The sequence below is a fragment of the Klebsiella sp. 2680 genome (assembly GCF_900198535.1).
Taxonomy (GTDB): domain Bacteria; phylum Pseudomonadota; class Gammaproteobacteria; order Enterobacterales; family Enterobacteriaceae; genus Klebsiella; species Klebsiella indica.
Genome location: NZ_FZNJ01000002.1, coordinates 940,288 through 966,524 on the forward strand (window position 1 = coordinate 940,288; position 26,237 = coordinate 966,524).

General features: G+C 56.6%; 22 protein-coding genes. 7 read left to right on the forward strand and 15 right to left on the reverse strand.

What is annotated here, in order from left to right; genetic code table 11:
• Positions 1–124 precede the first annotated feature (124 nt).
• From nrdA to yfaE, 3 genes are all read left to right on the forward strand, one after another.
• Positions 125–2,410 (forward strand): class 1a ribonucleoside-diphosphate reductase subunit alpha, encoded by a 2,286-nt coding sequence (gene nrdA / locus FN037_RS11720; protein ID WP_138361333.1) that lies wholly within the window; start codon positions 125–127, stop codon positions 2,408–2,410.
• A 102-nt stretch (positions 2,411–2,512) separates the two neighbouring features.
• Positions 2,513–3,643, forward strand: a complete 1,131-nt coding sequence (gene nrdB / locus FN037_RS11725; protein ID WP_138361334.1) for a class Ia ribonucleoside-diphosphate reductase subunit beta — start codon at positions 2,513–2,515, stop codon at positions 3,641–3,643.
• On the forward strand, positions 3,643–3,897 hold the full coding sequence (gene yfaE / locus FN037_RS11730; RefSeq protein ID WP_142502305.1) for a class I ribonucleotide reductase maintenance protein YfaE: 255 nt from the start codon (positions 3,643–3,645) through the stop codon (positions 3,895–3,897). The genes nrdB and yfaE overlap by 1 nt, the downstream gene beginning before the upstream one ends.
• A gap of 82 nt (positions 3,898–3,979) precedes the next feature.
• Here the strand turns inward: yfaE and glpQ are convergent, their stop codons facing one another.
• Both glpQ and glpT read right to left on the reverse strand, forming a co-directional pair.
• The gene (glpQ, locus tag FN037_RS11735) at positions 3,980–5,050 is read right to left on the reverse strand and encodes a glycerophosphodiester phosphodiesterase (protein ID WP_138361336.1); all 1,071 of its coding nucleotides are present in this window, start codon (positions 5,048–5,050) and stop codon (positions 3,980–3,982) included.
• 14 nt (positions 5,051–5,064) lie between these two features.
• Positions 5,065–6,411 carry a glycerol-3-phosphate transporter gene (gene glpT, locus FN037_RS11740; protein ID WP_138361337.1) on the reverse strand — a complete coding sequence of 449 codons (1,347 nt, stop codon included), beginning with the start codon at positions 6,409–6,411 and terminating at the stop codon, positions 5,065–5,067.
• Positions 6,412–6,682: 271 nt separating this feature from the next.
• On the opposite strand from glpT, the gene glpA reads away from it, so the two are divergent.
• The 3 genes from glpA to glpC are packed head-to-tail and all read left to right on the forward strand — an operon-like array spanning position 6,683 to position 10,729.
• Positions 6,683–8,305 carry an anaerobic glycerol-3-phosphate dehydrogenase subunit A gene (gene glpA, locus FN037_RS11745; protein ID WP_138361338.1) on the forward strand — a complete coding sequence of 541 codons (1,623 nt, stop codon included), beginning with the start codon at positions 6,683–6,685 and terminating at the stop codon, positions 8,303–8,305.
• Positions 8,295–9,554, forward strand: coding sequence for a glycerol-3-phosphate dehydrogenase subunit GlpB (glpB, locus tag FN037_RS11750; protein ID WP_142502306.1), 1,260 nt, complete (start codon positions 8,295–8,297; stop codon positions 9,552–9,554). Before glpA ends, glpB begins: the two co-directional genes overlap by 11 nt.
• Positions 9,551–10,729, forward strand: coding sequence for an anaerobic glycerol-3-phosphate dehydrogenase subunit GlpC (glpC, locus tag FN037_RS11755; protein WP_142502307.1), 1,179 nt, complete (start codon positions 9,551–9,553; stop codon positions 10,727–10,729). The genes glpB and glpC overlap by 4 nt, the downstream gene beginning before the upstream one ends.
• Positions 10,730–10,749: 20 nt before the next feature.
• On the opposite strand, the gene yfaU is transcribed toward glpC, so the two are convergent.
• From yfaU to FN037_RS11815, 12 genes are all read right to left on the reverse strand, one after another.
• Positions 10,750–11,553 (reverse strand): 2-keto-3-deoxy-L-rhamnonate aldolase, encoded by an 804-nt coding sequence (gene yfaU, locus FN037_RS11760; RefSeq protein ID WP_138361341.1) that lies wholly within the window; start codon positions 11,551–11,553, stop codon positions 10,750–10,752.
• 14 nt (positions 11,554–11,567) lie between these two features.
• Complete coding sequence (locus tag FN037_RS11765; RefSeq protein WP_142502308.1) at positions 11,568–12,857, reverse strand: MFS transporter; 1,290 nt, start codon at positions 12,855–12,857, stop codon at positions 11,568–11,570.
• 52 nt (positions 12,858–12,909) lie between these two features.
• Positions 12,910–14,115: an L-rhamnonate dehydratase gene (gene rhmD / locus FN037_RS11770; protein WP_142502309.1), complete on the reverse strand. Its 1,206-nt coding sequence runs from the start codon at positions 14,113–14,115 to the stop codon at positions 12,910–12,912.
• Positions 14,116–14,128: 13 nt separating this feature from the next.
• Positions 14,129–14,911 (reverse strand): IclR family transcriptional regulator, encoded by a 783-nt coding sequence (locus tag FN037_RS11775; RefSeq protein WP_138361344.1) that lies wholly within the window; start codon positions 14,909–14,911, stop codon positions 14,129–14,131.
• Between the two features lie 204 nt (positions 14,912–15,115).
• Complete coding sequence (locus FN037_RS11780; RefSeq protein WP_142502310.1) at positions 15,116–16,312, reverse strand: nicotinamide mononucleotide deamidase-related protein YfaY; 1,197 nt, start codon at positions 16,310–16,312, stop codon at positions 15,116–15,118.
• Positions 16,313–16,508: 196 nt separating this feature from the next.
• Positions 16,509–17,051, reverse strand: a complete 543-nt coding sequence (locus FN037_RS11785) for a YfaZ family outer membrane protein (protein ID WP_138361346.1) — start codon at positions 17,049–17,051, stop codon at positions 16,509–16,511.
• A gap of 188 nt (positions 17,052–17,239) precedes the next feature.
• Positions 17,240–18,601, reverse strand: a complete 1,362-nt coding sequence (gene menE, locus FN037_RS11790; RefSeq protein WP_142502311.1) for an o-succinylbenzoate--CoA ligase — start codon at positions 18,599–18,601, stop codon at positions 17,240–17,242.
• Positions 18,598–19,563 carry an o-succinylbenzoate synthase gene (gene menC / locus FN037_RS11795; RefSeq protein ID WP_142502312.1) on the reverse strand — a complete coding sequence of 322 codons (966 nt, stop codon included), beginning with the start codon at positions 19,561–19,563 and terminating at the stop codon, positions 18,598–18,600. The genes menE and menC overlap by 4 nt, the downstream gene beginning before the upstream one ends.
• Positions 19,563–20,420 carry a 1,4-dihydroxy-2-naphthoyl-CoA synthase gene (gene menB, locus FN037_RS11800; RefSeq protein WP_142502313.1) on the reverse strand — a complete coding sequence of 286 codons (858 nt, stop codon included), beginning with the start codon at positions 20,418–20,420 and terminating at the stop codon, positions 19,563–19,565. The genes menC and menB overlap by 1 nt, the downstream gene beginning before the upstream one ends.
• 14 nt (positions 20,421–20,434) lie before the next feature.
• Positions 20,435–21,193 carry a 2-succinyl-6-hydroxy-2,4-cyclohexadiene-1-carboxylate synthase gene (gene menH / locus FN037_RS11805; protein WP_142502314.1) on the reverse strand — a complete coding sequence of 253 codons (759 nt, stop codon included), beginning with the start codon at positions 21,191–21,193 and terminating at the stop codon, positions 20,435–20,437.
• Entirely contained in the window at positions 21,190–22,860 is a 1,671-nt protein-coding gene (menD, locus tag FN037_RS11810) for a 2-succinyl-5-enolpyruvyl-6-hydroxy-3-cyclohexene-1-carboxylic-acid synthase (protein ID WP_142502315.1), read from the reverse strand. Before menD ends, menH begins: the two co-directional genes overlap by 4 nt.
• A gap of 451 nt (positions 22,861–23,311) precedes the next feature.
• Positions 23,312–23,773, reverse strand: a complete 462-nt coding sequence (locus FN037_RS11815) for a GNAT family N-acetyltransferase (protein WP_142502316.1) — start codon at positions 23,771–23,773, stop codon at positions 23,312–23,314.
• A gap of 116 nt (positions 23,774–23,889) precedes the next feature.
• On the opposite strand from FN037_RS11815, the gene rnz reads away from it, so the two are divergent.
• Complete coding sequence (gene rnz, locus FN037_RS11820) at positions 23,890–24,810, forward strand: ribonuclease Z (RefSeq protein ID WP_142502317.1); 921 nt, start codon at positions 23,890–23,892, stop codon at positions 24,808–24,810.
• Positions 24,811–25,724: 914 nt separating this feature from the next.
• Here the strand turns inward: rnz and FN037_RS11825 are convergent.
• Complete coding sequence (locus tag FN037_RS11825) at positions 25,725–26,234, reverse strand: fimbrial protein (RefSeq protein ID WP_138361355.1); 510 nt, start codon at positions 26,232–26,234, stop codon at positions 25,725–25,727.
• Positions 26,235–26,237 lie beyond the last annotated feature (3 nt).

Below are 26,237 nucleotides of genomic sequence, written 5' to 3' on the forward strand. Positions count from 1 at the left end.
CTCACCATATAGCGTTTCTTTTATCAATAACCCCCTACATATAGTATTTATCCACAGAGTTAGTCACAACGAGTCTCTGTGGATAAGTGGGGGATATCTTCTTTCACGGACAGGTATAATCCACATGAATCAGAGTCTGCTGGTGACAAAGCGCGACGGTCGCACCGAGCGCATCAATCTCGACAAAATCCATCGCGTACTGGATTGGGCGGCAGAAGGGCTGAATAACGTATCCATCTCCCAGGTAGAACTGCGCTCCCATATTCAGTTCTATGACGGCATCAAAACGGCCGATATTCACGAAACCATCATCAAAGCCGCCGCGGACCTTATTTCCCGCGATGCGCCGGATTACCAGTATCTCGCTGCGCGCCTGGCGATTTTCCATCTGCGTAAAAAAGCCTACGGTCAGTTTGAGCCGCCAGCGCTGTTCGATCACGTCACAAAGATGGTGAAAAACGGCAAATACGATACCCATCTGCTGGAAGACTACACGGAAGAAGAGTTCAGGCAGATGGATTCGTTCATCCAGCACGACCGCGATATGACCTTCTCCTACGCGGCCGTTAAGCAACTGGAAGGCAAATATCTGGTACAGAACCGGGTCACCGGTGAGATCTATGAAAGCGCGCAGTTCCTGTACATTCTGGTTGCCGCCTGCCTGTTCTCCAACTATCCGCGTGAAACGCGTCTGGATTACATCAAGCGCTTCTATGACGCGGTATCCACGTTTAAAATCTCGCTGCCGACGCCGATTATGTCCGGCGTGCGCACCCCGACCCGTCAGTTCAGCTCCTGCGTGCTGATCGAGTGCGGCGACAGTCTGGACTCCATTAACGCCACTTCCAGCGCCATTGTTAAATACGTCTCGCAGCGCGCCGGTATCGGCATTAACGCAGGGCGTATCCGCGCGCTGGGCAGCCCGATTCGCGGCGGCGAAGCCTTCCACACCGGCTGTATCCCGTTCTATAAGCACTTCCAGACGGCGGTGAAATCCTGCTCCCAGGGCGGTGTGCGCGGCGGCGCGGCAACCCTCTTCTACCCACTGTGGCATCTGGAAGTGGAAAGTCTGCTGGTACTGAAAAATAACCGTGGTACCGACGCCAACCGCGTTCGTCACATGGACTACGGCGTACAAATCAACAAGCTGATGTATACCCGTCTGCTGAAAGGGGGAGACATTACCCTGTTCAGCCCGTCCGACGTTCCGGGTCTGTATGATGCGTTCTTCGCCGACCAGGATGAGTTTGAACGCCTGTACACCAAGTACGAGCAGGACGACAGCATTCGTAAGCAGCGTATTAAAGCAGTTGAACTGTTCTCGCTGATGATGCAGGAACGCGCCTCCACCGGCCGTATCTACATCCAGAACGTTGACCACTGCAACACCCACAGCCCGTTTGACCCGGCTGTCGCCCCGGTCCGTCAGTCCAACCTGTGTCTGGAAGTCGCCCTGCCGACCAGGCCGCTGGAAGATGTTAACGATGAAAACGGCGAAATCGCGCTGTGCACCCTGTCCGCCTTCAACCTCGGCGTGATTGATAGCCTGGATGAACTGGAAGATCTGGCGGTACTGGCGGTTCGCGCGCTGGACGCCCTGCTGGATTACCAGGACTACCCGATTCCGGCGGCTAAGCGCGGCGCAATGGGCCGTCGTACTCTGGGGATTGGCGTCATTAACTTTGCCTACTATCTGGCGAAGCACGGCAAACGCTACTCAGACGGCAGCGCCAACAACCTGACGCACAAAACGTTCGAAGCGATTCAATATTATCTGCTGAAAGCTTCTAACGAACTGGCTATCGAGCAAGGGGCCTGCCCGTGGTTTAACGAAACCACCTATGCGCAGGGTATTCTGCCGATCGATACCTACAAAAAAGACCTCGATGCGATCGTCAGCGAATCCCTGCATTACGACTGGGAATCCCTGCGCGAATCGATCAAAACGCACGGTCTGCGTAACTCCACGCTCTCTGCGCTGATGCCGTCTGAGACCTCTTCGCAGATCTCCAACGCCACCAACGGGATCGAACCGCCACGCGGCCACGTCAGCATTAAAGCGTCGAAAGACGGTATTCTGCGCCAGGTGGTGCCGGACTACGAAAAACTGCAGAACGGTTATGAACTGCTGTGGGAGATGCCGAACAACGACGGTTACTTGCAACTGGTGGGCATTATGCAGAAGTTTATCGACCAGTCGATTTCAGCCAATACCAACTACGATCCGACGCGTTTCCCGTCAGGAAAAGTGCCGATGCAGCAGTTGCTGAAAGACTTGCTCAATGCCTATAAATTCGGCGTAAAAACACTGTACTATCACAACACCCGCGATGGCGCGGAAGATGCCCAGGATGACCTGGCGCCGTCCATCCAGGACGATGGCTGCGAAAGCGGCGCATGTAAGATCTAAGTTATTTTGCCGGGTGGCGCGACGCTTACCCGGCCTACGGTTTTGTAGGCCCGGCAAACGAACTACCGCCGGGCGATACAATTTCAACAGGACTCACATTTAATGGCATATACCACTTTTTCGCAGACCAAAAACGATCAGTTGCTTGAGCCGATGTTTTTTGGTCAGCCGGTGAACGTCGCCCGCTACGATCAGCAAAAATATGACATCTTTGAAAAGCTGATTGAAAAGCAACTTTCTTTCTTCTGGCGTCCGGAAGAAGTTGACGTTTCCCGCGACCGTATCGACTATCAGGCGTTGCCGGAGCACGAAAAGCACATTTTTATCAGCAACCTCAAGTATCAGACGCTGCTGGATTCCATTCAGGGGCGTAGTCCGAACGTCGCCCTGCTGCCGCTGATCTCGATCCCGGAGCTGGAAACCTGGGTTGAAACCTGGGCATTCTCCGAGACTATCCACTCGCGCTCCTACACCCATATCATCCGTAACATCGTTAACGATCCGGCGGTGGTGTTTGACGATATTGTCACCAATGAGCAGATTCAGAAACGCGCGGAAGGGATCTCCAGCTACTACGACGAATTGATCGAGCTGACCAGCTACTGGCATCTGCTGGGCGAGGGTACGCACAGCGTTAATGGCAAAACCATTACCGTTAACCTGCGCGAGCTGAAAAAGAAACTCTACCTGTGCCTGATGAGCGTTAACGCGCTGGAAGCTATCCGCTTTTACGTCAGCTTCGCCTGTTCATTCGCCTTCGCCGAGCGCAAGCTGATGGAAGGTAACGCCAAGATTATTCGTCTGATCGCCCGTGATGAAGCGCTGCACCTGACCGGCACGCAGCATATGCTGAACCTGCTGCGTTCCGGCGCCGATGACCCGGAAATGGCGGAAATCGCCGAAGAGTGCAAGCAGGAGTGCTATGACCTGTTCGTGCTGGCGGCTCAGCAGGAAAAAGAGTGGGCGGATTATCTGTTCCGTGACGGTTCAATGATTGGCCTGAACAAAGATATTCTGTGCCAGTACGTCGAATACATCACCAACATCCGCATGCAGGCGGTTGGTCTCGATCTGCCGTTCCAGACCCGCTCCAACCCGATCCCGTGGATCAACACCTGGCTGGTGTCCGATAACGTGCAGGTTGCGCCGCAGGAAGTGGAAGTCAGTTCTTATCTGGTCGGGCAGATCGATTCCGAAGTCGATGCTGACGACCTGAGCAACTTCCAGCTCTGATGAGTCGTATTTTTCTGAAGATTTCTGACACTCGCCTGGAGTGTCAGGATGAACACCCTTCTCTGCTGGCCGCGCTGGAATCGCATAATATCAACGTGGAATACCAGTGCCGCGAAGGCTACTGCGGCTCCTGCCGCTGTCGTCTGCTCTCAGGCCAGGTAGACTGGCTGACGGAGCCGCTGGCATTTATCAGTGAAGGGGAAATTTTGCCCTGCTGTTGCAGGGCAAAAGGGGATATTGAGATCGAGATGTGATTTTGTCGGGTAGCGCGCAGCGCTCCCGACCAACAAAACCGCAGTTCACAGGCCAGGTAAGGCAAAGCCGCCATCCAGCTTTTTAGTGTTTCTCCTGCAAAAACGCCACCGCTTTATCCGGGAAATCGGTGAACAATCCTTCCACGCCCGCCTTGTTATACAGGATGTCATAAAGCTGATTAACATCCGTGGCGTAGTCAGGAAGGCGATCGGCGCGAACGGTGTAAGGATGCACCACCATCTTGTTCTGCTGCGCCTCTTTCACCATGCCGGTCAACGTGATATGCCCCACCGTCGATTTTTCATCAATCAGCATATGGTAGTCCGGGCCGATCCCGTCGGCATAGCTGGCGATCTGTTTCATCGCGCCGGGCCTGAACATCCAGTCGTAGTTATAGTTAACCCAACTGCCGTCCGGCTGTTTTTGCTGAGTTTCATTCCAGTCGGTGTACGCAATCAACTGCACCAGATTGAGATCCATCCCCCTCTTCGGTTCCAGCTCATTCTTAATGCGCTTCAACTCCGCTGCATCGAAACACTGCAAATAGACGTTATCTTTTTTACCGGTATAACCATACTTTTTCAGCACATCCAGCGTCTTAGCCGCAATATCCTTCCCTTCCTGATGATGGAACCACGGCGCTTTGATTTCCGGATAGATACCGATATTTTTCCCGGTCGAATGATTCAGCCCCTGAACAAGTTCTATCTCTTCCTCAAAGGTATGCACGCGGAAATCTGATTTCCCCATCGGGAAACGGCCAGGGTAAGTCTGTACTTTCTTGCCGTTCTCAATGTCAAAACCTTCGGTAAACTTCAGGGATTTAATTTCATCCAGCGTGAAATCAATGGCGTAGTAACGCCCGTCCTGGCGAGCGCGATTCGGGAAACGTTCGGCAACATCAGTGACCCGGTCAAGGTAGTGGTCATGCAGGACGACCAGATGGTCGTCCTTCGTCATCACCAGATCCTGCTCAAGATAATCGGCGCCCTGCGCGTAGGCCATCGCTTTCGCCGGTAGAGTATGTTCCGGCAGGTAACCGCTGGCGCCGCGATGGGCGATAACGATTTTATCCCCCGCCGCCGCGCTGACGCTCAACGTCGCTCCCGCCAGTAGAATTGCGCCCATGAACGTCGATAAGGATGTTTTCATACGCATTCCTTAAGTTAAGCCTTTTTCAACTGCGCGTGGTGACGCTTTTCACCAACCATCGCCACTGCCAGCAGCAGGACAGCCAGCACGCTACCGCCAATCATCACCATAAAGCCGCCATCCCAGCCAAAGAAGTCAACGGTATAGCCAACAATGGCGCTCGCCGCCACGGAGCCGCCGAGATAGCCGAACAACCCGGTAAAGCCCGCAGCCGTACCCGCCGCCTTTTTCGGCGCCAGCTCCAGGGCATGCAGGCCAATCAGCATCACCGGGCCGTAAATCAGGAAACCGATAACAATCATACAGGCCATATCCACGCCAGGATTACCCGGCGGGTTCAGCCAGTAAACCACGGTGGCAATGGTCACCAGCGTCATAAAGAAGACGCCGGTCGCGCCACGGTTGCCCTTAAACACCCTATCGGACATCCATCCGCAAATCAGGGTGCCAGGGATCCCGGCATATTCGTATAAGAAATAAGCCCAGGAGGATTTATCCAGCGCGAAGTGCTTCACCTCTTTCAGGTAAGTCGGCGACCAGTCGAGAACGCCGTAGCGCAGCAGATAAACGAACACATTCGCCACCGCGATATACCACAGCAGCTTATTCGGCAGGACGTACTGCATGAAAATCTGTTTTGCGGTCAGTTCTTCTTCATTCTTTTCGCTGTAATCATCCGGGTAGTCGTTTTTATACTCTTCAATCGGCGGCAAACCGCAAGACTGCGGCGTATCGCGCATCATGGCGAAGGCGAAAATCGCCAGTAAAATGGCGCCGAAAGCAGGCATATACAACGCCGCATGCCAGTCGTTAAACCAGGCCATCCCCAGCAGGAACAGCAACGGCGGGATCCCGCCGCCGACGTTATGCGCGCAGTTCCACACCGACACGATCCCGCCGCGTTCCTTCTGCGACCACCAGTGCACCATCGTGCGTCCGCAGGGCGGCCACCCCATTCCCTGGAACCACCCGCACAAAAACAGCAGGACAAACATCACCATAATGCTGGAGGTCGCCCAGGGCACAAAACCCATGACCAGCATCACCAGCGCGGCCAGGATCAAACCAGCGGGTAAGAAAATGCGCGGATTCGAACGATCGGAAACGGACCCCATGATGAATTTCGAAAATCCGTAGGCAATAGAGATGCCGGAGAGCGCAAAACCGAGATCGCCACGGGAAAACCCCTGCTCGATCAGATAAGGCATTGCCAGGGCAAAGTTCTTACGTACCAGATAGTAAGCGGCATAGCCGAAAAATATACCAATAAAGATCTGCCAACGTAATCGACGATATACCGGGTCGATTTCCGCCTCTGGCAAACGCGCTTTATGCGCAGCAGGTTTAAAAATACTTAACATTACAGCCTCCGTGACCAGTACGGTTCTCTTTATGTTGATGCAAAAAAGCCAGTTTATTCACCAGGTTCCGTTGAGACTGCGATAGTAGGCAAAGCGCTGTGTCGATACTGTGAAACATTGCACATATTGTTACAGAAATATGACAAAATTTTCCATTGTGAGCACAAAATCACAAATTCAGTTCGAATTTCGCTCGAATATGCTCGAAATCAAACAATCCACACGTTCAGTATGGCTAAATGATGTAAAGCGAAAGTAGAGGGATGTGAAAATGGCCGACACCCAGGAATGCGATGTCATTATCATCGGCGGCGGCGCAACCGGCGCGGGGATCGCGCGGGACTGTTCGCTGCGAGGGCTACGTGTGGCGCTGATTGAGCGACATGACATCGCCACCGGCGCAACCGGACGTAACCATGGATTATTGCACAGCGGCGCACGCTACGCGGTCACCGATAGCGAATCGGCGCGAGAGTGCATTAGCGAAAACCGGATCTTACGCCGCATCGCCCGTCACTGTATTGAGCCAACCAGCGGGTTGTTTATCACGCTACCCGAAGACGATCTGGCCTATCAGCAAACCTTTATCACCGCCTGCCGACAGGCGGATATTGATGCTAATCCCCTGACGCCCGCCGAAGCGCTGCGCATTGAACCTGCCGTCAATCCCACGTTAATCGGCGCCGTTCAGGTTCCCGACGGCACCGTAGATCCCTTCCGTCTTACCGCCGCCAATATGCTGGATGCCCGCGAGCATGGCACGCTGGTGCTCACCGGCTGTGAAGTCACCGGTTTACTTCGCGAGAGCGATCGCGTCTGCGGCGTCCACTTTTATGACCACCAACATCATGCAGCGCGTACGCTACGCGCCAGCGTGGTGGTCAACGCCGCCGGTATCTGGGGGCAGCACATCGCCGAGTATGCCGACCTGCGCGTCGCCATGTTCCCGGCCAAGGGGTCTCTGTTAATCCTCGATCACCGTATTAACCAACAGGTCATTAACCGCTGCCGCAAACCCGCCGACGCCGATATTCTGGTGCCCGGCGATACCATCTCGCTAATCGGCACCACCTCAATGCATATCGCCTATGATGAAATAGACGATAACCGGGTCACCGCCGCCGAAGTCGATATCCTGCTGCGCGAAGGTGAAAAGCTGGCCCCGGTACTGGGCCGCACCCGCGTGCTGCGCGCTTACTCCGGCGTGCGCCCGCTGGTCGCCAGCGATGACGATCCGAGCGGGCGCAACGTCAGTCGCGGCATCGTCCTGCTCGATCACGCCCAACGCGACGGCCTGAACGGCTTTATCACCATCACCGGCGGCAAGCTGATGACCTATCGCCTGATGGCGGAATGGGCCACGGATGCGGTGTGCCGCAAACTGGGCAACACCACGCCCTGCACCACTGCCGATACGCCGCTGCCCGGTTCGCAGGAATCGGCAGAAACCACCCTGCGCAAAATTATCTCTTTACCTGCGCCGCTGCGCGGGTCGGCCATCTATCGCCATGGCGATCGCACCCCTGCCTGGCTTGGCGATAGCCGCCAGCACCGAAGTCTGGTCTGCGAATGCGAAGCCGTCACCGCCGGCGAAGTTCAGTACGCAGTGGAAAATCTGGCGGTGAAAAATCTGCTCGATTTGCGCCGCCGCACCCGCGTCGGCATGGGGACCTGCCAGGGCGAACTGTGCGCCTGTCGCGCCGCCGGACTGCTACAGCGCTTCAACGTCGCCACCTCTGCGCAATCCCTCACGCAGTTGTCTGAATTTCTTAACGAACGCTGGAAAGGCGTGCAACCGGTCGCCTGGGGCGATGCGCTGCGCGAAAGCGAGTTTACCCGTTGGGTTTATCTCGGCCTGTGCGGGCTACAGAAGGAGCATCAGGATGAAGTTTGATTGCGTGATTATCGGCGGCGGACTGGCCGGGTTACTATGCGGGCTGGCGCTAAACCAGCGCGGCCTGCGCAGCGTGATTGTCAGTCGCGGTCAAAGCGCCCTGCACTTCTCTTCCGCCTCGCTGGATCTGCTCTCGGCGCTGCCGAACGGTGAAAGCGTCACCGATATCGCTCACGGCATAAACCAGCTAACCCACCAGCTTCCGCAACACCCTTATGCCAGACTTGGCGTCGAGCGGGTTATGATGTACGCCCGCCAGACCCAGCAACTGCTTGCCGCCAGCGGCATCGTCATGCAGGGAGACGCCAGCCAGTCGCATCTGCGCGTCACGCCGTTAGGAACGTTACGCGCGGCCTGGCTTTCACCGCAGGAAATCGCTACCGCGCCGCTGCCCGCTCGCCAGGTCTGTCTGGTGGGGATTAGCGGTTTCGCCGATTTCCAGCCGCATCTGGCCGCGGCCTCACTGAATCAGCGCGGCGTCAGCGCGACGGCGAAAGAGATCGATTTACCTCTGCTTGATGTCCTGCGCGATAATCCCTCCGAATTCCGCGCCGCGAATATCGCCCGCCTGCTGGACGACGACGCCCATTGGCCGACGCTGCTGGCCGCGCTCCGTCCGCTCGCGCAGCAACACAATTTGTTAATCATGCCAGCCTGTTTCGGTCTCGCCGATGATCGCCTCTATCACTGGCTGCAACAACGCTTGCCCTGCCCGCTTCGCCTGCTGCCGACTCTGCCGCCATCGGTGCCGGGGATGCGCCTGCACGCTCAGCTACAGCGCCAGTTTATTCGTCGCGGCGGAACCTGGCTTAATGGGGATGAAGCGATCAACATCAGTCATCATAATGGTGTCGTTGACGCAGTCTGGACGCGCAACCACGGCGATATCCCGCTGCGTCCGCGTTTTGCCGTGCTGGCCAGCGGCAGCTTTTTCAGTAATGGACTGGTCGCCGAACGTGACGCTGTGCGGGAGCCGATTCTCGGTCTCGACCTGCAACAGACGTTACCGCGCGAAGGCTGGTATCAGCAGGACTTTTTTGCTTCGCAGCCCTGGCAACGTTTCGGCCTGAAAACCGATGCGAATCTACGCCCGCAGCGTCAGGGGCAGCCACTGGAAAATTTGTTCGCCATTGGTTCCCTGCTCGGAGGTTTTGACGCCATTGCCCTGGGATGCGGCGGCGGCATCTGCGCGGTGACGGCGCTGCATGCCGCAAAGCAAATTAGCGAGCTTGCCGGAGAAGAATCATGAACGACACCCGTTTTGAGCAATGCATTAAATGCACCGTTTGCACTACCGCCTGCCCTGTCAGCCGCGTCAATCCGCGTTATCCGGGCCCCAAGCAGGCCGGACCGGACGGCGAGCGTTTACGTCTGAAGGACGGAGCCCTCTACGATGAAGCGTTAAAATATTGCATCAACTGTAAGCGTTGCGAGGTAGCCTGCCCTTCAGATGTCAGAATCGGCGATATTATCCAGCGGGCGCGCATTCAGTACAGTCAGCAAAAACCGACCTTGCGCGATGCCGTGCTCAGCCACACCGACCTGATGGGCACGCTATCCACACCGTTTGCACCGCTGGTTAATGCCGTAACCGGGCTAAAGCCGGTACGCCAGGTTCTCGACGCAACGCTGAAAATCGATCATCGCCGCACGCTGCCTAAATATGGTTTCGGCACCTTTCGTCGCGCCTGGCGCCAGTTGGCCGCCCAACAGGCGCAATATCGCGAGCAGGTCGCTTTCTTTCACGGTTGCTATGTCAACTATAATCATCCGCAACTGGGCAAAGATCTTGTCCGCGTGATGAACGCTATGGGGGTCGGCGTGCAGTTACTCAGCAAAGAGAAGTGCTGCGGCGTGCCGTTAATCGCCAACGGATTTTTTGCTAAAGCGCGTAAACAGGCGCTCAGTAACGTCGCGGCGATGCGGGAAAATAACCTGCCGATTATCGCCACCTCATCGACCTGCGCCTTTACCTTGCGCGACGAATATTCGCATGTGCTGGATATCGATAATCACGACATTCGCGAACGGATTGAACTGGCTACCCGCTGGATTTGGCGTCAGTTGGATGCCGGTCGCAGTTTGCCTTTAAAATCGCTGCCGCTGAAGGTGGTTTATCACACCCCTTGTCATATGGAGAAAATGGGCTGGTCGCTGTATACCCTTGAGCTACTGCGGCTGATCCCCGGCTTGCAACTGCAAGTGCTCGATTCCCAGTGCTGCGGTATCGCCGGAACCTACGGGTTTAAGTCGGAGAATTACGCTTCGTCGCAGGCGATTGGCGCACCGCTGTTCCGGCAGATTGACGAAAGCGGCGCAGATCTGGTGGTGACCGATTGCGAAACCTGCAAGTGGCAGATTGAGATGTCCACCAGCAAGCGCTGTGAACATCCCATCTCCCTGCTGGCGCAGGCGCTGGCCTGAAAACCCGCGCCATTAAGCGCCTAGTAGCTCCCCTTTCCTCCCGGTTGCCCGGCTACCGGCTTGAACATCGCCAGCCGGTTATCCAGCGCGCTGGTATAAAGCTGGGTATCGACGCCCACGGCGACGAAGTTCGCCCCCCACGCCAGTGCTTTTTGCGCCATTTCCGGGTCCACAGCCAGGAATCCGGCAGCTTTCCCCGCCGCGCGAATGCGGCGGATGCTCTGTTCTATAATCCGCTGCACCTCCGGGTGACCCGCGTTATCCGGATACCCCAGCGAAGCCGATAAATCAGCAGGACCAATAAATACGCCATCAATGCCCTCCACTTCGAGAATCGCATCCAGGTTATCAAGCGCCGTTTTGCTCTCCACCTGGATCAACAAGCAGAGTTCATCATTCGCCTGCGCCATATAGTTTTCGACCCTTCCCCAGCGTGCGGCGCGGGCCACTCCGGCGCCGACGCCGCGCGTCCCGATCGGCGGATAACGGGTTGCCGAAACAATCTCCCGCGCCTGTCCGGCGGTATCGACCATCGGTACCAGCAGCGTTCTGGCGCCGATATCCAGCACCTGCTTAATCAGGGTGCGACTGCCCTCTACCGGGCGAATCACCGGCTGACTGGCATACGGCGCAATAGCCTGAAGCTGATGATAAAGATCCTGGATAGTATTCGGCGCATGTTCGCCGTCGATCAGCAGCCAGTCGTAACCTGAAGTGGCGGCGATCTCGGCCATATAAGAGGAGGTCGAGCTCAGCCACAGGCCAATTTGCGCTTCCCCCTGTAATAATCCCGCTTTAAACGGATTCGATAAAATTGCGTTCATAGGTATCCCTTACGTTAATGCTGTACGCTGTCAGCCCGCGGAACGGCGCGATTAACACGCAGTGAAAAGATAATAGCGACCCCAATAATCGCCACACCGGCAAGCGTCAATAATCCGGCGGCATCACTAGCGAAAATCGTTTCCGCCTGGACACGAACAATCGGTGCCAGAAAACCGCCAATGGCGCCGAACAGATTGATGAAACCAATGCCAGCGGCCAGCGCCGTGCCGGACAACAACTGAGTCGGCATGGTCCAGAAAACCGGCTGCACGGCAATCACGCCAACGGCGGCTACGCACAGGGCGATAATCGCCAGCACCGGTGAAACCAGCCCGGAGACGGCAATGCCAAACGCCGCCGCCAGCAGGGTGAATGCCGCAATATTACGGCGCTCGCCGGTACGGTCGGAATAGCGAGGAATAAGCCAGGTGCCAAGTAGCGCCGCAATCCACGGGATGGCGGTCACCACCGAGGCCACAAACCCGACTTTGGCGCCCAGCAGCGCGGCAACCTGGGTCGGCAGGAAGAAAATCAAACCGTAAACCGCTACCTGAATAGTCAGATAGATAATCGCCAGTTGCCAGACCCGGCCATTGCGCAGCGCATCGGAGAGCCGCGATGTGATCTTTTTCTCCTCTTCTCTGGCCAGTTCGCCGATCAGCGCCTGTTTTTCAGTCGCGCTCAGGAAACGCGCATTTTGCGGCGTGTCGTCCAGCCAGAAGAAGGTAAATACCCCCGCGCCAACGGCCAATAATCCCTCAATAATGAACATCCAGAACCAACCCGGATGCCCCATAAAACCGTGCATTTCCAGCAGCGCACCGGATAAAGGCGAACCGAGAGTCAACGCCAGCGGTGCCCCCATATAGAACAGCCCCATGATGCTGGCGCGATTTTGCTGCGGAAACCACTGGGAGGTCAGGTAGATCATTCCGGGGAAAAAGCCTGCTTCGGCAGCCCCGAGTAAGGTGCGTATCAGCAAAAATTTCGCTTCCGTATCCGCCCCAGCCATCGCTGCGGAGAGCACGCCCCACAGCAGCGTGGTGCAGCCAATCCATTTTCGCGCGCCGAATTTGCGCATCAGCAGGTTAGCAGGCACGCCAAGAAAGGCGTATACCACAAAGAAAATCCCCGCCCCCAGCGCATAGGCTTCATTACTTAACCCGGTATCCAGTTGGTAGGTCTCTTTGGCAAAACCGATATTCGAGCGGTCAAGAAACGCCAGCACGTACAGCGCCAGCATAAACGGGATCAAACGGGCGCGGTTTTTCTTCACCACGCTCTCAAGCAAGGTGTTGCTCATCGTAATATCCTCAAGAAGAGGCCGCACGTCAGCACGGTGCGGCACGGCAGGATCAGTGGCTATAAGGTCGCTTCAGGTTGCAGTCGCGATTCAGCTCGACGCCAAATCCCGGCTTATCCAGCACGCTTTTGTGAATGCGCCCCTTCTCCGGCACCGGCTCGCCAACCAGAATCGGATCGAACTGCGGACGCAAGGTTGAACAATCCGGGCTGGTCATCAGGAACTCGCTAAACGGCGTGTTGGTAAACGTAATGACCGCATGGTGGGAATAGACGGATGAACCGTGCGGTACCACCAGTTGGCCGCGCGCTTTGGCGATCGCCGCGATCTCCACCAGCGTGGTCAGGCCGCCGCACCAGCCAACATCAGGCTGCATAATATCAATGCCGGTTTCCGACAGCGTACGGAAGGATTGCAGCGTACCGTGATGCTCGCCGCTGGTGACCATCATCCCGGCTGGCGCATTGCGTTTAAGTTCGCGATAGCCTTCGTACTGCTGCGGCGGCAGGCACTCTTCAATCCACTTGAGGTTATACGGCGCACAGGCGTGAGCCAGCTTAGTGGCGTAGTTAACATCCTGGCTCATCCAGCAGTCCAGCATCAGCCAGAAATCCGGGCCGCATTTTTCGCGATACTCTGCGACCATCGCGGCATCTTTACGCACCCCGGCATCGCCATCGTGCGGCCCCCAGTGGGTCGGCATTTTTCCGCCGATAAAGCCCATCTGTTGCGCCAGATCCGGGCGGCCGCCGGTCGCATAGAACTGAATTTCATCGCGCACCGCGCCGCCCAGCAGTTTATACACCGGCAGGCCGACGACTTTGCCGAACAGGTCCCACAGCGCCAGGTCAATACAGGAGATAGTGTTCATCACCAGACCACCGGAGCCGGAATAATACATGGTGGCGTTGAGCATCTGATCATGGATCAGTTTAATATCGCTGACGCATTTACCTTCAATAAAACGGTTGAGGTGTTTCTCAACAATAAAGCAGCCCATCTCCCCCGCCGTTGATACCGCAAAACCGGTCTGTCCGTTCTCAGCTTCCACCTCCACAATCAGCGTGCCCAAAACGTTGATGCCAAACGACTGTCGGGACTGTTCATATTGTTTGTATTTACTCATTGGGGTGGCGATATGATCGTCAATCCAGTGGTTCGCCCCCTGGTCGTGATAATCACCGCCGCCTGCACCTTTCTCTGCCGTCGCACCGCCGATAAACCAGGCGCGAACGTGTTTAATTTTCGGTAGGGTCATACGCTTCTCCTTATTATGAGGCTTGTTGTTCAAAGGGGCTCTTCCACCCCAACAGTCGGGAAATATCTTTGGCGCAGGCAATCGCTTTACCGGCAAGGTAATCACGATTGTCTTCATTGATTTGCAGACGCGTCCCCACCACGGAGATGGCGGCGGTCAACTGGTTATTGGCGTTAAACACCGGCGCGGCCACGCAACGAACATCCGGATAATCTTCGCCGTTATCGAAGCTCCAGCCTCTGGCGCGAATGCGCCCCAGCTCATCGCGAAGCTGCGACGCACTGGTGATAGTGGTTGGCGTAGCCTGCTCCCAACGCAGTTCGCTGATAATGGATTCCTGTACCCGTTCAGGCTGCCAGGCCAGCAGGCATTTACCGATACCGGAGCGATAAAGCGACAGACTCTTCCCCTCATGCGAACGCACGCTGATGGTGGCCGGGGATTCAATTTTCAGAATGTAATAAGCGTTACCGTTATCAATAATGCCCAGGTGGCAAAGCAGCCCGCATTGATCCATCAATTGCGTCAGGCGCGGGCGCGCCAGTTCACGCAGATCCATTTTGCTTAACGCATGGCCGGCCAGTTCAACCAGTTTGGTCCACAGGCAGTAGTTGTCCTGATTATCGATGCTGAGAAAACGCTGTTTTTTCAGCTCACCCAGCAGCAAATAAACGGTACTTTTCGGAATACCCAGTTCGTCAATAATGGTCGCGGCGCTGCAGGGGCCGATGCGAGCGATCAAATTGAGAATATCAATGGCGCGGGTCAACGCCGGAACTTTGCTTGATTCCAACATGCTGGACTCCAATCCTGAATACTGGAATCAGTGTTACGGTTGTCGGGGCTGTAAATTGTGAGCGACTTCAAATGACGACACTATTCCAGCGAAGTGGACGCCTGAAGAGGGGAAAATGCGAGATAGTGCACAGAATATTTTAAAGCGAGTACAGCGGGCTGGACTTATGCCGCGCCGGAAGCGGTTCCCGACGCAGCGGTGTGTTTAAACGAACAGTGACTCGACAACGTTAATCCAGCCGTGCTCGCTGGCAACCGGCTGGCCATTCAGCCAACGGCGTAGCATGTTCAGGGCCATCATTGCGCAGACCTCCTGACGCACCTGTAAGCTATGACGATTGGTGCTGAATTTGACCCGCAGGGCGTGAGTACCTTCCGGCGTGGAGAGCGCAAAGTTCAAATACCCGCCTTCCTGAGCGCTGACCGCCAGCGCCAGACCAGCAAAGTGTTTTTCGCGCCGTTCAGCCGCCCAGCGAGCGGACTGCGCGAGGGTCTCTTCCTGAGCGGGGATCACTTCACTGGCCAGCAGCGGTGCATTGACGCGTGAAAGCTGTAGCGCCAGCAGACCGCCGGTAAACTGCTCGCTCAGCGTCAGGCTTAGCTGGCGCGCCTGCAGGCGACAGGCAATCTGTGCCGGCAGGCCTTCAGTGCCTTCGAAGATCATACTATCTCCGGCGACCGTCTTCACTTCCGACCACAGCGCCAGCATCGCCTCGCGCTGCTCAGCAGGCCCGGTCAGCTTCAGTTCGATAATTGGCATTGACGAGCGATAGCCCATCACCACGCCAGGCGGCAACGGCAGATGATCGAGGCTCTGCGCCAGTTCGCTTTCCGAGCGTCCAAAAGTGGTCAAACGCAGACACAGCGGGGGAGCGGGTAGCGGGAAACGTGCGCGCAGGCGCGGTAAAATCTCCTGCTCGACCATAACCTTAAACTCGGAAGGCACGCCGGGGGTGAAGAACATCAGGCAGCGATTAAGCTGCAAAACAAAGCCACAGGCGGTGCCGACCGGGTTATTGATCATCTCCGCGCTTTGCGGAATTTCCGCCTGCTTGCGGTTACTGGCGGACATCGGCCTTCCCCGTTCAGCAAAGAAACGGGCCATCGTGTCCAGCCACTCTTCATGCAAAATCAACCCTTCGCCTTTGGCCGTCGCCGCGGCCAGCGCACTCAGATCGTCGCTGGTTGGCCCCAGACCACCGTTAACGATCAGAACATCGGCATGCTCGCTGCGCTCGCGTAAAATCGCCACCAGAGCATCGAGATCGTCACCCACGGTATTGCGACGGTTGAGAGGTAATCCTTGATCAAAAAAGAAATCCGCCAGCCACGCGGCATTCGTATCGACGATTTGTCCATGCAAGACTTCGTCGCCAGTGGACAGCATTTCCACGTTTAACATTGTCAACTCCAGCCTGATTAGTCGGAATACTATACCTTAAATCATTCCCGCTGCGGGACAGGGAACCACAGACGTTCCCCGAACAGCGCCGATCGTTGTCTGCCGGGGGAACGCGAGAAAGGGACGACAAAGTAGCGCGAGGTCGCTGGCTGAAAAACGCGAAAAATCAGGCGCGGCGGCATACCGCGCCAGAGGATCAGAAGCTGGCGTTAACGCCGATGTACGGACCGTCCGCCACGGTATTATCGCGATGGCCGTCTTTGCCTGCCAGATTAAGATAACGATAACCGGCTTCGATACTTAGCGGGCGCATAATGGTGAAACGCGCGCCGGCATTGGCTTCCTGATAGCTGTCGATGCCGCTGGAGAGTGAATCCGGGGAGTAATAATATTCGCCAAACAGGCGGAAACTGCTGCCAATTTTCCACTGCAAACCGCCGCCAACCGCTGCCGCGTAGCCATCACTGCCGTCCTTCGGGTTAGTGTAAACGCCTTTGCCGCCCACGGTCGCCAGAAATGGCCCCAGCGGAACATTCAGGCCCAGCCCCAGTCCCGCCGCATCGCCATCATCATCGTTGTGCAACCAGTTGCCGGTCACTGCCAGGCCCGTGGATTCCGTGCCAAAACCGACCCCAAGGTTGGTGTAGTGCTTACCAACCTGCCCGCCAACGCTGATGGCATTTGCCGCCGTCGAGACGAACATCATGCCGCAGAGGGCCATCATTATGCTTTTTTTCATTTTTATCTATCCAGAAGACATGAATAAAAAAATCCCGAAACACCGCAGAATTGTACTGCTGAACGCTAAGGAATCAATGAACTGAGGCCGCCTTTACCCTTGTGATTGTAACCAGTTGCTACTAACAGCGTCAGCGCTGCAACGTCACAGACAAGAAAACGATCGCCTCTGGCTGGTTGATATGGCGGTTAAAGCCCGCCATTTACCCAGTCTCGCAGCGCCCGGCGGGAAATTTTAATCCCGCCCGTGTTCAGGGTTTCCGGTAACCGTAGCCAGCGCACCGGCTGCTGGAAGCGCGCCAGCTTGTCGGAACACCAGGCGGCTAACATAGTAAGATCGCAATGTTCACTGCACTCCACTACCGCCACAGGGCGCTGGCCAAATTCAGCATCATCCAGCGGCACAATAAAAATCTGCTGAACCTGCGGATGAGCGCCGATCGTCCGCTCCACCTCTTCCGGCTGAATGCCTTCCCCGCCGCTAAAAAAGAGATTGTCCATGCGCCCGAGGATGGTCAGTTTGCCGTTATCCAGTCTGCCGCGATCGCGGGTGGCAAACCAGCCGCTCTCATTTATCAGCGGCGTAATTTGTCCCTCCCGCCAGTAGCCTATTGCCATGCTGGCGGCCCAAAGCCAGACTTCGCCATCAACAATCTTTAACTCACGCCCCGGCAGCGGCCGCCCGACATCTGCCAGACCATCGGCCTCTTTGGCGCACACCGTGGAGGCAAACTCAGTCAGCCCGTAACCGCACCAGCAGCGAATACCGCGTTGACGGGCCTGCTCGGTAAGCGCCACCGGAATCGCCGCGCCGCCAAGCAGGACCGCGTTTAACGACACACCGGCATCACCGTTCAGCAGACGCCAGAGCTGGGTTGGCACCAGGGAAGCATGGGTACAACCCCGTAGTGCCTGATCCAGCGGCTGTCTCTCGCGCACCGTCAGACCAGCGCCCGCCAGCAGCCAGCGCCAGAAAATACCCTGGCCGGAAACGTGAAACAGCGGCAGCGACAGCAGCCAGTCGTCTTCAGGCGCAAACGGTATCATCGCCAGCACGCCTTCAGCGCTGGCAAGATGAGCGCGAAAAGTATGGACCGCCGCTTTCGGTAACCCCGTTGACCCCGACGTTAGCGTCATTGAGGCGATGCGATCGTCCCGCCAGTCAACCGCGTGCTCGCCAGTTGCAGAGCGCATAACCAGCAGATTGAGGTTCTCCGCAAGGTCGCCGCCATTGAGCAGCAGCGCGTGGCGCAGACTTAACGATGGCAGCAGTTGCGCCAACAATGCGGTCGGCAGTTGCGGATTCAGCGGCAGGATGCGAGCGCCGCACTGCAACAGCGCCAGCCATGCCAATACAGCATCAGGCTGATTATAAGCGCGGATCAGCACACCATCGCCTTCGCTCACGCCCTGCGCGTGAAACCCGGCGGCCAGCGCATCAATTTGCGCGCACAGTTCTCGCCAGCTTATCCGCTGTTCATTCAGCCGTAGCGCCTGCGCCTCTCCCCGCCACTTACGCCAGTAGCGCCAGGGCCAGTCACCCAATGTCACAGCAGCGGCTCCAGGCCATCAACGGTCAGACACGGCAGATCGCTGCCCGGCCAACAGCGAACCAGCTGGCTGCGCATCAGACTCAGGGTATCCAGACCGGGGATGGTGTGCGGCGTCAGCCAGGCGGCAACCCGCGCCAGTTGCGTCAGGCCAAAGCTCGACTCAATGGATGAACTGATGACCGCCGTCAGCCCCAGGGCATGAGCCTGCGCCACCTGCTGCCGCACTTTTTGCAGGCTGCCGGTCAGCATAGGTTTAATCACCACCGCCCGTAAACCCGGCTCCGGGGCAAACGCAAAATCCGCCTCACGCAGGCTCTCATCCCAGGCAATGGCAATACCGGTTTCCCGGGCAAACGCGCGCGAATCATCGCGGGTTTTGCACGGCTCTTCCAGGAAAGCAATACGGCTGCGGTATTGCGGATTAACGTATCTGGCGAACTGCTGCGCTTTAAGCGGCGTCCAGGCGCGGTTAGCGTCAAGGCGGAGCGTCAGATCGGGAATCGCTTCCAGCAACAGGTTCACCACCATGCCGTCGCGCACCGCTTCATACAAGCCGACTTTAACCTTCGCGACTTTTTCACCGGGCATCCGGGAAAGCTTCGCAAACAGCTCATCCGGATCGCCGGTACAGAGCGGCGCGGCACGATAATCCGCCGCGTGCGGCAGTTCGTCACGCAGCTCCGCCAGGGCGCAACTGACGCCAAAAGCAACTGAAGGCGGCGTCGGCGGCGCAGCGTCCTGGCCATCGCGCCAGGCCGTGGCCCAGGCAAGCAGAGCTGACTGCGCATCGTCCAGGGTTTCCTGGCTGAATCCCGGCAGAGGAGATATTTCCCCCCAGCCTTCACGCCCCCCTTCCTGCAGCCGCAGGAGCACGCCATCGCGGGTTTTTAACCGCCTTTCACGCAGCACGACGCCCGCATCCATCGGTAGCTGCCAGCGGTAAACCTGCACCTGTCGCATTACGGGTTCCGTTTAAATTTGCTGAAGTCCGGCTGGCGCTTCTGATTGAAAGCGTTGCGCCCCTCCTGACCCTCTTCGGTCATATAGAACAGCATGGTGGCGTTACCCGCCAGTTCCTGCAGACCGGCCTGACCATCGCAGTCGGCGTTCAGCGCCGCCTTCAGGCAGCGCAGCGCCATCGGGCTGTTTTGCAGCATTTCGCGGCACCAGCGCACGGTCTCTTTTTCCAGATCCGCCAGCGGTACCACGGTATTCACCAGCCCCATATCCAGCGCCTGTTGCGCGTCGTACTGGCGGCACAAGAACCAGATTTCACGGGCTTTTTTCTGCCCGACGATGCGCGCCATATAAGAAGCGCCCCACCCGCCGTCAAATGAGCCGACTTTCGGACCGGTCTGGCCGAAAATGGCGTTTTCCGCGGCGATAGTGAGATCGCACATCATATGCAGTACATGACCACCGCCGATGGCGTAACCCGCGACCATCGCCACCACCGGCTTCGGACAGGTACGGATCTGACGCTGGAAATCGAGAACGTTAAGGTGATGCACGCCGGCGTCGTCCTGATAGCCGCCGTAATCGCCGCGAACTTTCTGATCGCCGCCGGAACAGAACGCTTTGTCACCTTCGCCGGTCAGGACAATGACGCCGATATTGTCGTCATAGCGGGCATCCGCCAGCGCCTGAATCATCTCTTTAACGGTCAGTGGACGGAATGCGTTGCGCACCTGCGGGCGGTTGATGGTGATTCTGGCAATCCCGTCCGCTGATTTTTGATAACGAATGTCGGTGTAGCCTTCAGAGCAGTCCTGCCATTCAATCGGGGCGTAAAGCATGGCTTCATCAAGAGAGATCATAGGGTGTCCTTCAGTTAACTCGCTAAAAACTGCGCCAGACAGGCCGCTACGGCATCGGGATTTTCCCGATGTGCGTTATGTCCGGCATGATTAATAATGTGCGTGGTCGCAGCAAGTTGCCGCGCAATGGCGCGAAATTTGCCGTCGCGTTCGCCGCAAAGATAATGAAAAGGAAAATCACGCATCTGTAATAACCCGCGAAGATCGGGTTGTTTCGCCAGTGAGGTTGCCTGCAGCATCGCCGCTAACGCCGCGCCATTATTCTGGCTGCGGAGCGCAATCAGCGCCGCACGACGGGATTCATCAAGGGAAGCAAAAACGGGCTGTTGATACCAGTCGGCAAAGACCTGCGGCAAAGGCTCGCAGCGCAAGCGTTCCGCCCATGCGGCATCGCTTTGCTGCCGCAGCAGACGTTGGTTGTCATCCTGTAATCCCGGATGCCCGCCTTCGACGACCAGCCCGCAGAGACCTTTACGCGGCTGGCTGGCATAGGCCATCGCCACCCGTCCGCCAAGGGAGTAACCCACCAGCCAGTACTTTAGTATGTTGTAACTATTCAGCGTATTCTTAAGGAGCTGGCAGACATCGGCAAAGTCACTCACTTCGATATTCGCCGAACCTCCGTGGCCCGGCAGATCGAGATACAAACGCGGATATGCGCTGAACGCCTCTCCCACCGTCCGCCATTCGCGGCAATCGCCGGAAAAACCATGCAAAAAGACCAGCCAGGGGTAGCCCGACTGGCCGCATTCTGCCACCGAATGCAGCGTCATAGCTGGCTTACCTGCGCCAGCAACTGCTGCAGCGTTTGCGTACCGTCGGTTTCATTCACCACCAGTTCGATTAGCGTGGCGCCAGGCTCTCGCCAGGCGGCATCCAGGGCAGATTCCAGCGCCGCCCACCCCGCCGGACGATGGTAAGGCAAACCAAACATCGCCGCCGCATGATCAAAATTGATATTCTGCGGCATCAGATAGAACTGGCTTCGCTGCTCGTGCGGCGTCGGCAACAGAGAGAAAATCTGCCCGCCATTATTATTGATAACAATCAGCACCATCGGCGCCGACGCCTGGCGCAGCAGAGCCAGCGAATTGAGATCATAGAGCGCCGAAAGATCGCCGACGATGGCCAGCGTCGGGCGCGCGCTGGCACGCTGTACCCCGGCGGCCGTCGCCAGCAGGCCATCGATTCCGCTGGCTCCGCGATTACTGTAAACCGGATAACCGGCCGGTAGCTGCGACAGCGCATCGATTAACCGCACCACCAGGCTGTTGCCGACAAATAGCTGACCCTGTTCCGGTAGATAGCGGTGAATCCGTTGCGCCAGCTGCGCCTCGCCGAAATCCGCGCAACTGGCGACCGCCGCCTGCCACGCCTGACGCGCAAGTTCTGGCACCATGGTCGCCCACTGCGGGCGTTTTTCCGCCGGATGCAGCTCCAGCCAGCGGTCAATGGCGCAGACCAGGCGACGACCGCGATGCTGTGCCGGGTCCAGACGTCCCGGTAGATTGTCCACCAGCCAGTACTCTTCAGGTTCGCAGGTCGCCTGCCACTGTAACACCCGTTTTCCGGTCAGGCTGCTGCCCAACTGGATAATGATTTGCGCCTGCGCCAGTTCAGTAACCGCTTTGCTATTGCCAAGCCACAAGTCGGCACAGGGCAGCGGCTGCCCGGTTTGTGAGAGCACATCGCCAATCAGCGGCCAGCCGAGGGTTTTCGCCCACTCAGCCACCTTTTTGCCCTCTTCGGCGCTCACTCGCCCGACTACCACCACACCGCGCTTTTGTCGCCAGAAAAACCAGTCGCGCTGCTTTTCACTTTCCAGATGCAACGACTGGCTCAACCAGGGGTTATCACTCTGCCACCATGTCCCCAGTTGCTGCTGCCATTCAACGCCGGTATCGTCCATATCGCCATACAGCGGTTCAGCAAACGGGCAATTAATATGAACGCCGCCAGTGCGCAGCGCGCCAAGCGCCTGATCGATAGTCGAAACCAGCCAGCGGGCGGGAATATCCGGCGACGGACGAGGCAACGATATCGTCTGCGAGGGATGCGAGGCAAACATCCCCGGCTGACGAATAGCCTGATTAGCCCCGCAGTCAATTAATTCCGGGGGACGGTCGGCGGTCAATAAAATGAGTTTTTCGCCGGTCAATCCGGCCTCGATCAGCGCCGGATAGAGATTAGCCGCCGCAGTGCCGGAAGTGACAATCACCGCCACCGGCTGGCCGCTGGCCTTCGCCAGCCCCAGCGCCAGATGGCCGAGGCCGCGTTCGTCAAAATGGGTATGGTGAATAAACGCGTGGTTTTCCGCTGCCGCCAGGGTTAACGGTGTCGAGCGCGAGCCGGGCGCAATACAGATATGCTGCACGCCGTGGCGAATTAACGTTTCCAGGATCACCGCCGCCCAGCGTCGGTTAAATGCGCTTACTGACATGAATTTGTCCAGTATCAAATATTGAGGCTAAGTATAAATAATGCAAATTATTGCCGTTTTGATATGCATCGTTTTATCTGTGTTTCTGCAAGCAAAACGCACGCACGTTGGCAGCGTTATGTTCAATTTTCAGCCGCTCTTGCTTCGGTTCAGCCCCGACGAACAATCTCAACGTATATTTATCGCCCCAGCGAACACCAAGAGACGCAAAAACAACAAATGATGGCCTTTAACCCGTATACCCGCCGCAGGTTAAAGGCCACCAAAAGGTAAACGCCGTTGAGAGTGTGGCGGCTGGAGGAAAATCGTCGGCCAGACAGCTATATAAACTTTCCGGTAGAGGGAAACAAACAACGCGCAAACCGCCACAGAATAAAGGCCCTATATTATACGGGGTAACACAATGAATAGCAGTACCTACAATGAGGAAGCCACGTTTGACTGCGGCTCGTTAGACGGCGACGATTTCACGCGCCATGCCGATATGTTCGATGCCGTCCTCATCGTAAACCTCAGTAACCGGTACAAAACCAAAGCTGGCGTAGAATTTTTGCAGGTGGGCCTGAGCCCCCAGATAAATCGCCTTTTGCGGCCAGTGCTGGCGGCAACAGGCCAGCGCCTGTTCCATCAACTGATAGCCGAGATTCTGGCCGCGCGCCGCCGGGCTGACGATCACCCGGCCAATCACCACTGGTTCAAACTCATCATCGCTCTTGAGAATGCGCGCGTAGGCCACCAGTTCGCCGTCGCGCCAGCCGAGAAGATGACGGTTTTCTCCCACCAGATCGTCGCCATCGACATCCAGATAAGCGCAGTTTTGTTCGACAACGAACACCGTACAGCGTAGCTTCAACACAGCATAGAGCTGTGGAACGGTCAGTTCAGCGTGGTGTAGATCCTGCCATATCATCATTTATCGTTCCTTACTTGATATCGTTTCACCCGGACACTCCGCAACCAACGCACATGCAACCTGAATAATGGCAGGTATACTCTGTTTTTTGACTCTCGCCCTAAGGACACCGGACGATGGAATTACTATTTTTGGGAACATCCGCTGGCGTGCCCACCCGTACACGTAATATGACGTCTATGGTGCTGAATTTGCAACAGCCGACAACGGCTGAGATGTGGCTGTTCGACTGCGGAGAAGGAACTCAGCATCAGTTTCTGCATACCCCTTATCATCCTGGCAAACTGAATAAGATTTTTATCACCCATTTACATGGCGACCATCTGTTCGGCCTCCCCGGTCTGCTTTGCAGCCGCTCAATGCAGGGAAATTCGCTACCGCTGACGCTGTACGGGCCTGAGGGGCTGAAAGAGTTTGTGGAAACCACGCTACGCCTTAGCGGTTCATGGACCGATTATCCGCTTACCGTTGTCGAAGTTGAAAAAGGCGTGGTTTTTGATGAAGCAGGCTACCGGGTTACTGCCTGGCCGCTAAACCATCCGGTTGAGTGCTACGGCTATCGTATCGAGCAGCACGATAAGCCAGGCACGCTTGATGCCGCCAGGCTTATCGCCGATGGCGTACCCCCCGGCCCGATGTTTCAGCGTTTAAAACAGGGATTAACGGTTGAACTGGCAGATGGCAGGGTCATTGACGGCAGCCGCTATCTCGGTCCGGCCACGCCGGGTAAAAAGCTGGCGATTTTCGGCGATACCGCTCCCTGCACAGAAGCGCTGGCGCTGGCGCGCGGCGTGGACGTCATGGTTCATGAGGTCACCCTCGAACAGGCGATGGCGGAAAAGGCTAACAGCCGCGGGCATTCATCCAGCCAGCAAACGGCTGCGCTGGCACGAGATGCGGGCGTCGGTACGCTTATCGCCACGCATTTCAGCTCGCGCTATGACGCCGAGGGCTGTCAGCGCCTGCTGGCTGAGTGTCGGGAAGTCTTCCCGTCCACCCTACTGGCGGAAGATTTTCTGACCTATACCGTGGAATAGTGGAAATAGAGGAAATAGTGGAATAAAAACGGGAATAACGCGGCGACGCCGGGAACCCCACAGCCAGCGGCTGAGGTGCGCAGCGCCCACAAGAACGAGGCCCAGGGATGTGGGCCTAATGCTGGTCAGTTAAGAGTTGTCAGTTGCGTTTATGGCTGGCTGAGCGGTTCTGTCAATCGGTGGTTTAAACGAAAATCTGATTCGGTTGATTCACTAACTGAGCTGATACGGGCTGAAATATAAAGGATATAATTTTTTTATGACTTTCAGCCTCTGAAAAGCCACTGACGAATAACGGACTCACCGCATGGGGGTTGGGCGCATCAAGGAAACCTGGCGAGAACGCAGGCGCGCATCCAGGACTGGCCGCCAGGACGGCGGCCAGAGGGCGGGTCGAGACAGGGACGTCGAGTCCCGCCCGGTCCGCCAGATGAAGCCGGAGTGGAGCGGACCGCGCAGCGGCAGGTTTTCAGCGCAATGCCGGGGGTGCAGGGGGACGGGCGAAACGTCCCCCTGCCCGTTCACACGCTGTGGATATAACGACTATCCGCGTATTTATCGTGAACGGAACAGACCACGGAATCTGAATGGGCGAAAATGAAAAATGCGCCATATTCGCCATAACCACCAATAATGCGATTGCCGCTGACAAATAAAACAAAAGACAACACCGATGATTGGCTTAAGTGAACGGCATTAGGGGATGTGGGTCGGGCTATTACCAACGCACCTGCAACCTCAAGTATGGCGGCTATAGATATTAAGAGCCTATCCCACCAGGCGTTATTGGCACAGACAGTTTGAACACGGCCAGCGCGGAAGAACCGGAGCGTACACCTAGTACGTGAGGATTCTGAGCACTGCCCAGGTTCAAAATGACAAGCAAAATAGTCCTGATGAGATAGGCTCTAAAGTTACTGCCAGGTGAATGTCAACTGTACTACAGACTCAAATCTACCGGCCGTCACCGCCCCCTGGGTTGAATATAAGCGTGCCGCCAGTGGAAAGACGCCCGTCGCGTTGCCACTGTTAATATCAATCGTCATCTGGTCCTGATTTTTGTAGGTTATCGTATGCCCGGCGTTGGTTACTTGCAGCGCAATATTCTGCGCCGGATTACTGGCCGCCTGATTGGCGAAATGCGTGGCATCATCGCTATCCGTTATGCCGTCAAACTTCACCGTCGCTTTTGTTGTTCCTGGCGGGCAGTTTTCCACCTTCAGATTAAATGTTTTCCATTCTGAAGCGGTACCGGGCGTCTGAAAATCACTTTTCAGAAACGTACCAAAATCCACCTCCTGATATTTTGTGTCGGTGCTCACATTACAGGGAAGAAAATAAATATTACCTTTCACATACAGGGGGACGCCTCCCCATGATGCACAAACAGGTAGTAACAATGCCAGCCATAGCGCCTTTTTCATTAT

Excerpts from the sequence above, each read along its gene's own strand:
- glpB (WP_142502306.1), top strand. The coding sequence starts at position 8,295 with ATGAAGTTTGATTGCGTGATTATCGGCGGCGGACTGGCCGGGTTACTA.
- menD (WP_142502315.1), bottom strand. The coding sequence starts at position 22,860 with ATGTCAGTAAGCGCATTTAACCGACGCTGGGCGGCGGTGATCCTGGAA.
- menH (WP_142502314.1), bottom strand. The coding sequence starts at position 21,193 with ATGACGCTGCATTCGGTGGCAGAATGCGGCCAGTCGGGCTACCCCTGG.
- nrdB (WP_138361334.1), top strand. The coding sequence starts at position 2,513 with ATGGCATATACCACTTTTTCGCAGACCAAAAACGATCAGTTGCTTGAG.
- FN037_RS11765 (WP_142502308.1), bottom strand. The coding sequence starts at position 12,857 with ATGAGCAACACCTTGCTTGAGAGCGTGGTGAAGAAAAACCGCGCCCGT.
- menB (WP_142502313.1), bottom strand. The coding sequence starts at position 20,420 with ATGATCTCTCTTGATGAAGCCATGCTTTACGCCCCGATTGAATGGCAG.
- FN037_RS11785 (WP_138361346.1), bottom strand. The coding sequence starts at position 17,051 with ATGAAAAAAAGCATAATGATGGCCCTCTGCGGCATGATGTTCGTCTCG.
- yfaE (WP_142502305.1), top strand. The coding sequence starts at position 3,643 with ATGAGTCGTATTTTTCTGAAGATTTCTGACACTCGCCTGGAGTGTCAG.
- FN037_RS11775 (WP_138361344.1), bottom strand. The coding sequence starts at position 14,911 with ATGTTGGAATCAAGCAAAGTTCCGGCGTTGACCCGCGCCATTGATATT.
- rnz (WP_142502317.1), top strand. The coding sequence starts at position 23,890 with ATGGAATTACTATTTTTGGGAACATCCGCTGGCGTGCCCACCCGTACA.
- FN037_RS11780 (WP_142502310.1), bottom strand. The coding sequence starts at position 16,312 with ATGTTAAACGTGGAAATGCTGTCCACTGGCGACGAAGTCTTGCATGGA.
- rhmD (WP_142502309.1), bottom strand. The coding sequence starts at position 14,115 with ATGACCCTACCGAAAATTAAACACGTTCGCGCCTGGTTTATCGGCGGT.
- glpC (WP_142502307.1), top strand. The coding sequence starts at position 9,551 with ATGAACGACACCCGTTTTGAGCAATGCATTAAATGCACCGTTTGCACT.
- FN037_RS11825 (WP_138361355.1), bottom strand. The coding sequence starts at position 26,234 with ATGAAAAAGGCGCTATGGCTGGCATTGTTACTACCTGTTTGTGCATCA.
- glpT (WP_138361337.1), bottom strand. The coding sequence starts at position 6,411 with ATGTTAAGTATTTTTAAACCTGCTGCGCATAAAGCGCGTTTGCCAGAG.
- nrdA (WP_138361333.1), top strand. The coding sequence starts at position 125 with ATGAATCAGAGTCTGCTGGTGACAAAGCGCGACGGTCGCACCGAGCGC.
- glpA (WP_138361338.1), top strand. The coding sequence starts at position 6,683 with ATGGCCGACACCCAGGAATGCGATGTCATTATCATCGGCGGCGGCGCA.
- FN037_RS11815 (WP_142502316.1), bottom strand. The coding sequence starts at position 23,773 with ATGATGATATGGCAGGATCTACACCACGCTGAACTGACCGTTCCACAG.
- menC (WP_142502312.1), bottom strand. The coding sequence starts at position 19,563 with ATGCGACAGGTGCAGGTTTACCGCTGGCAGCTACCGATGGATGCGGGC.
- glpQ (WP_138361336.1), bottom strand. The coding sequence starts at position 5,050 with ATGAAAACATCCTTATCGACGTTCATGGGCGCAATTCTACTGGCGGGA.
- yfaU (WP_138361341.1), bottom strand. The coding sequence starts at position 11,553 with ATGAACGCAATTTTATCGAATCCGTTTAAAGCGGGATTATTACAGGGG.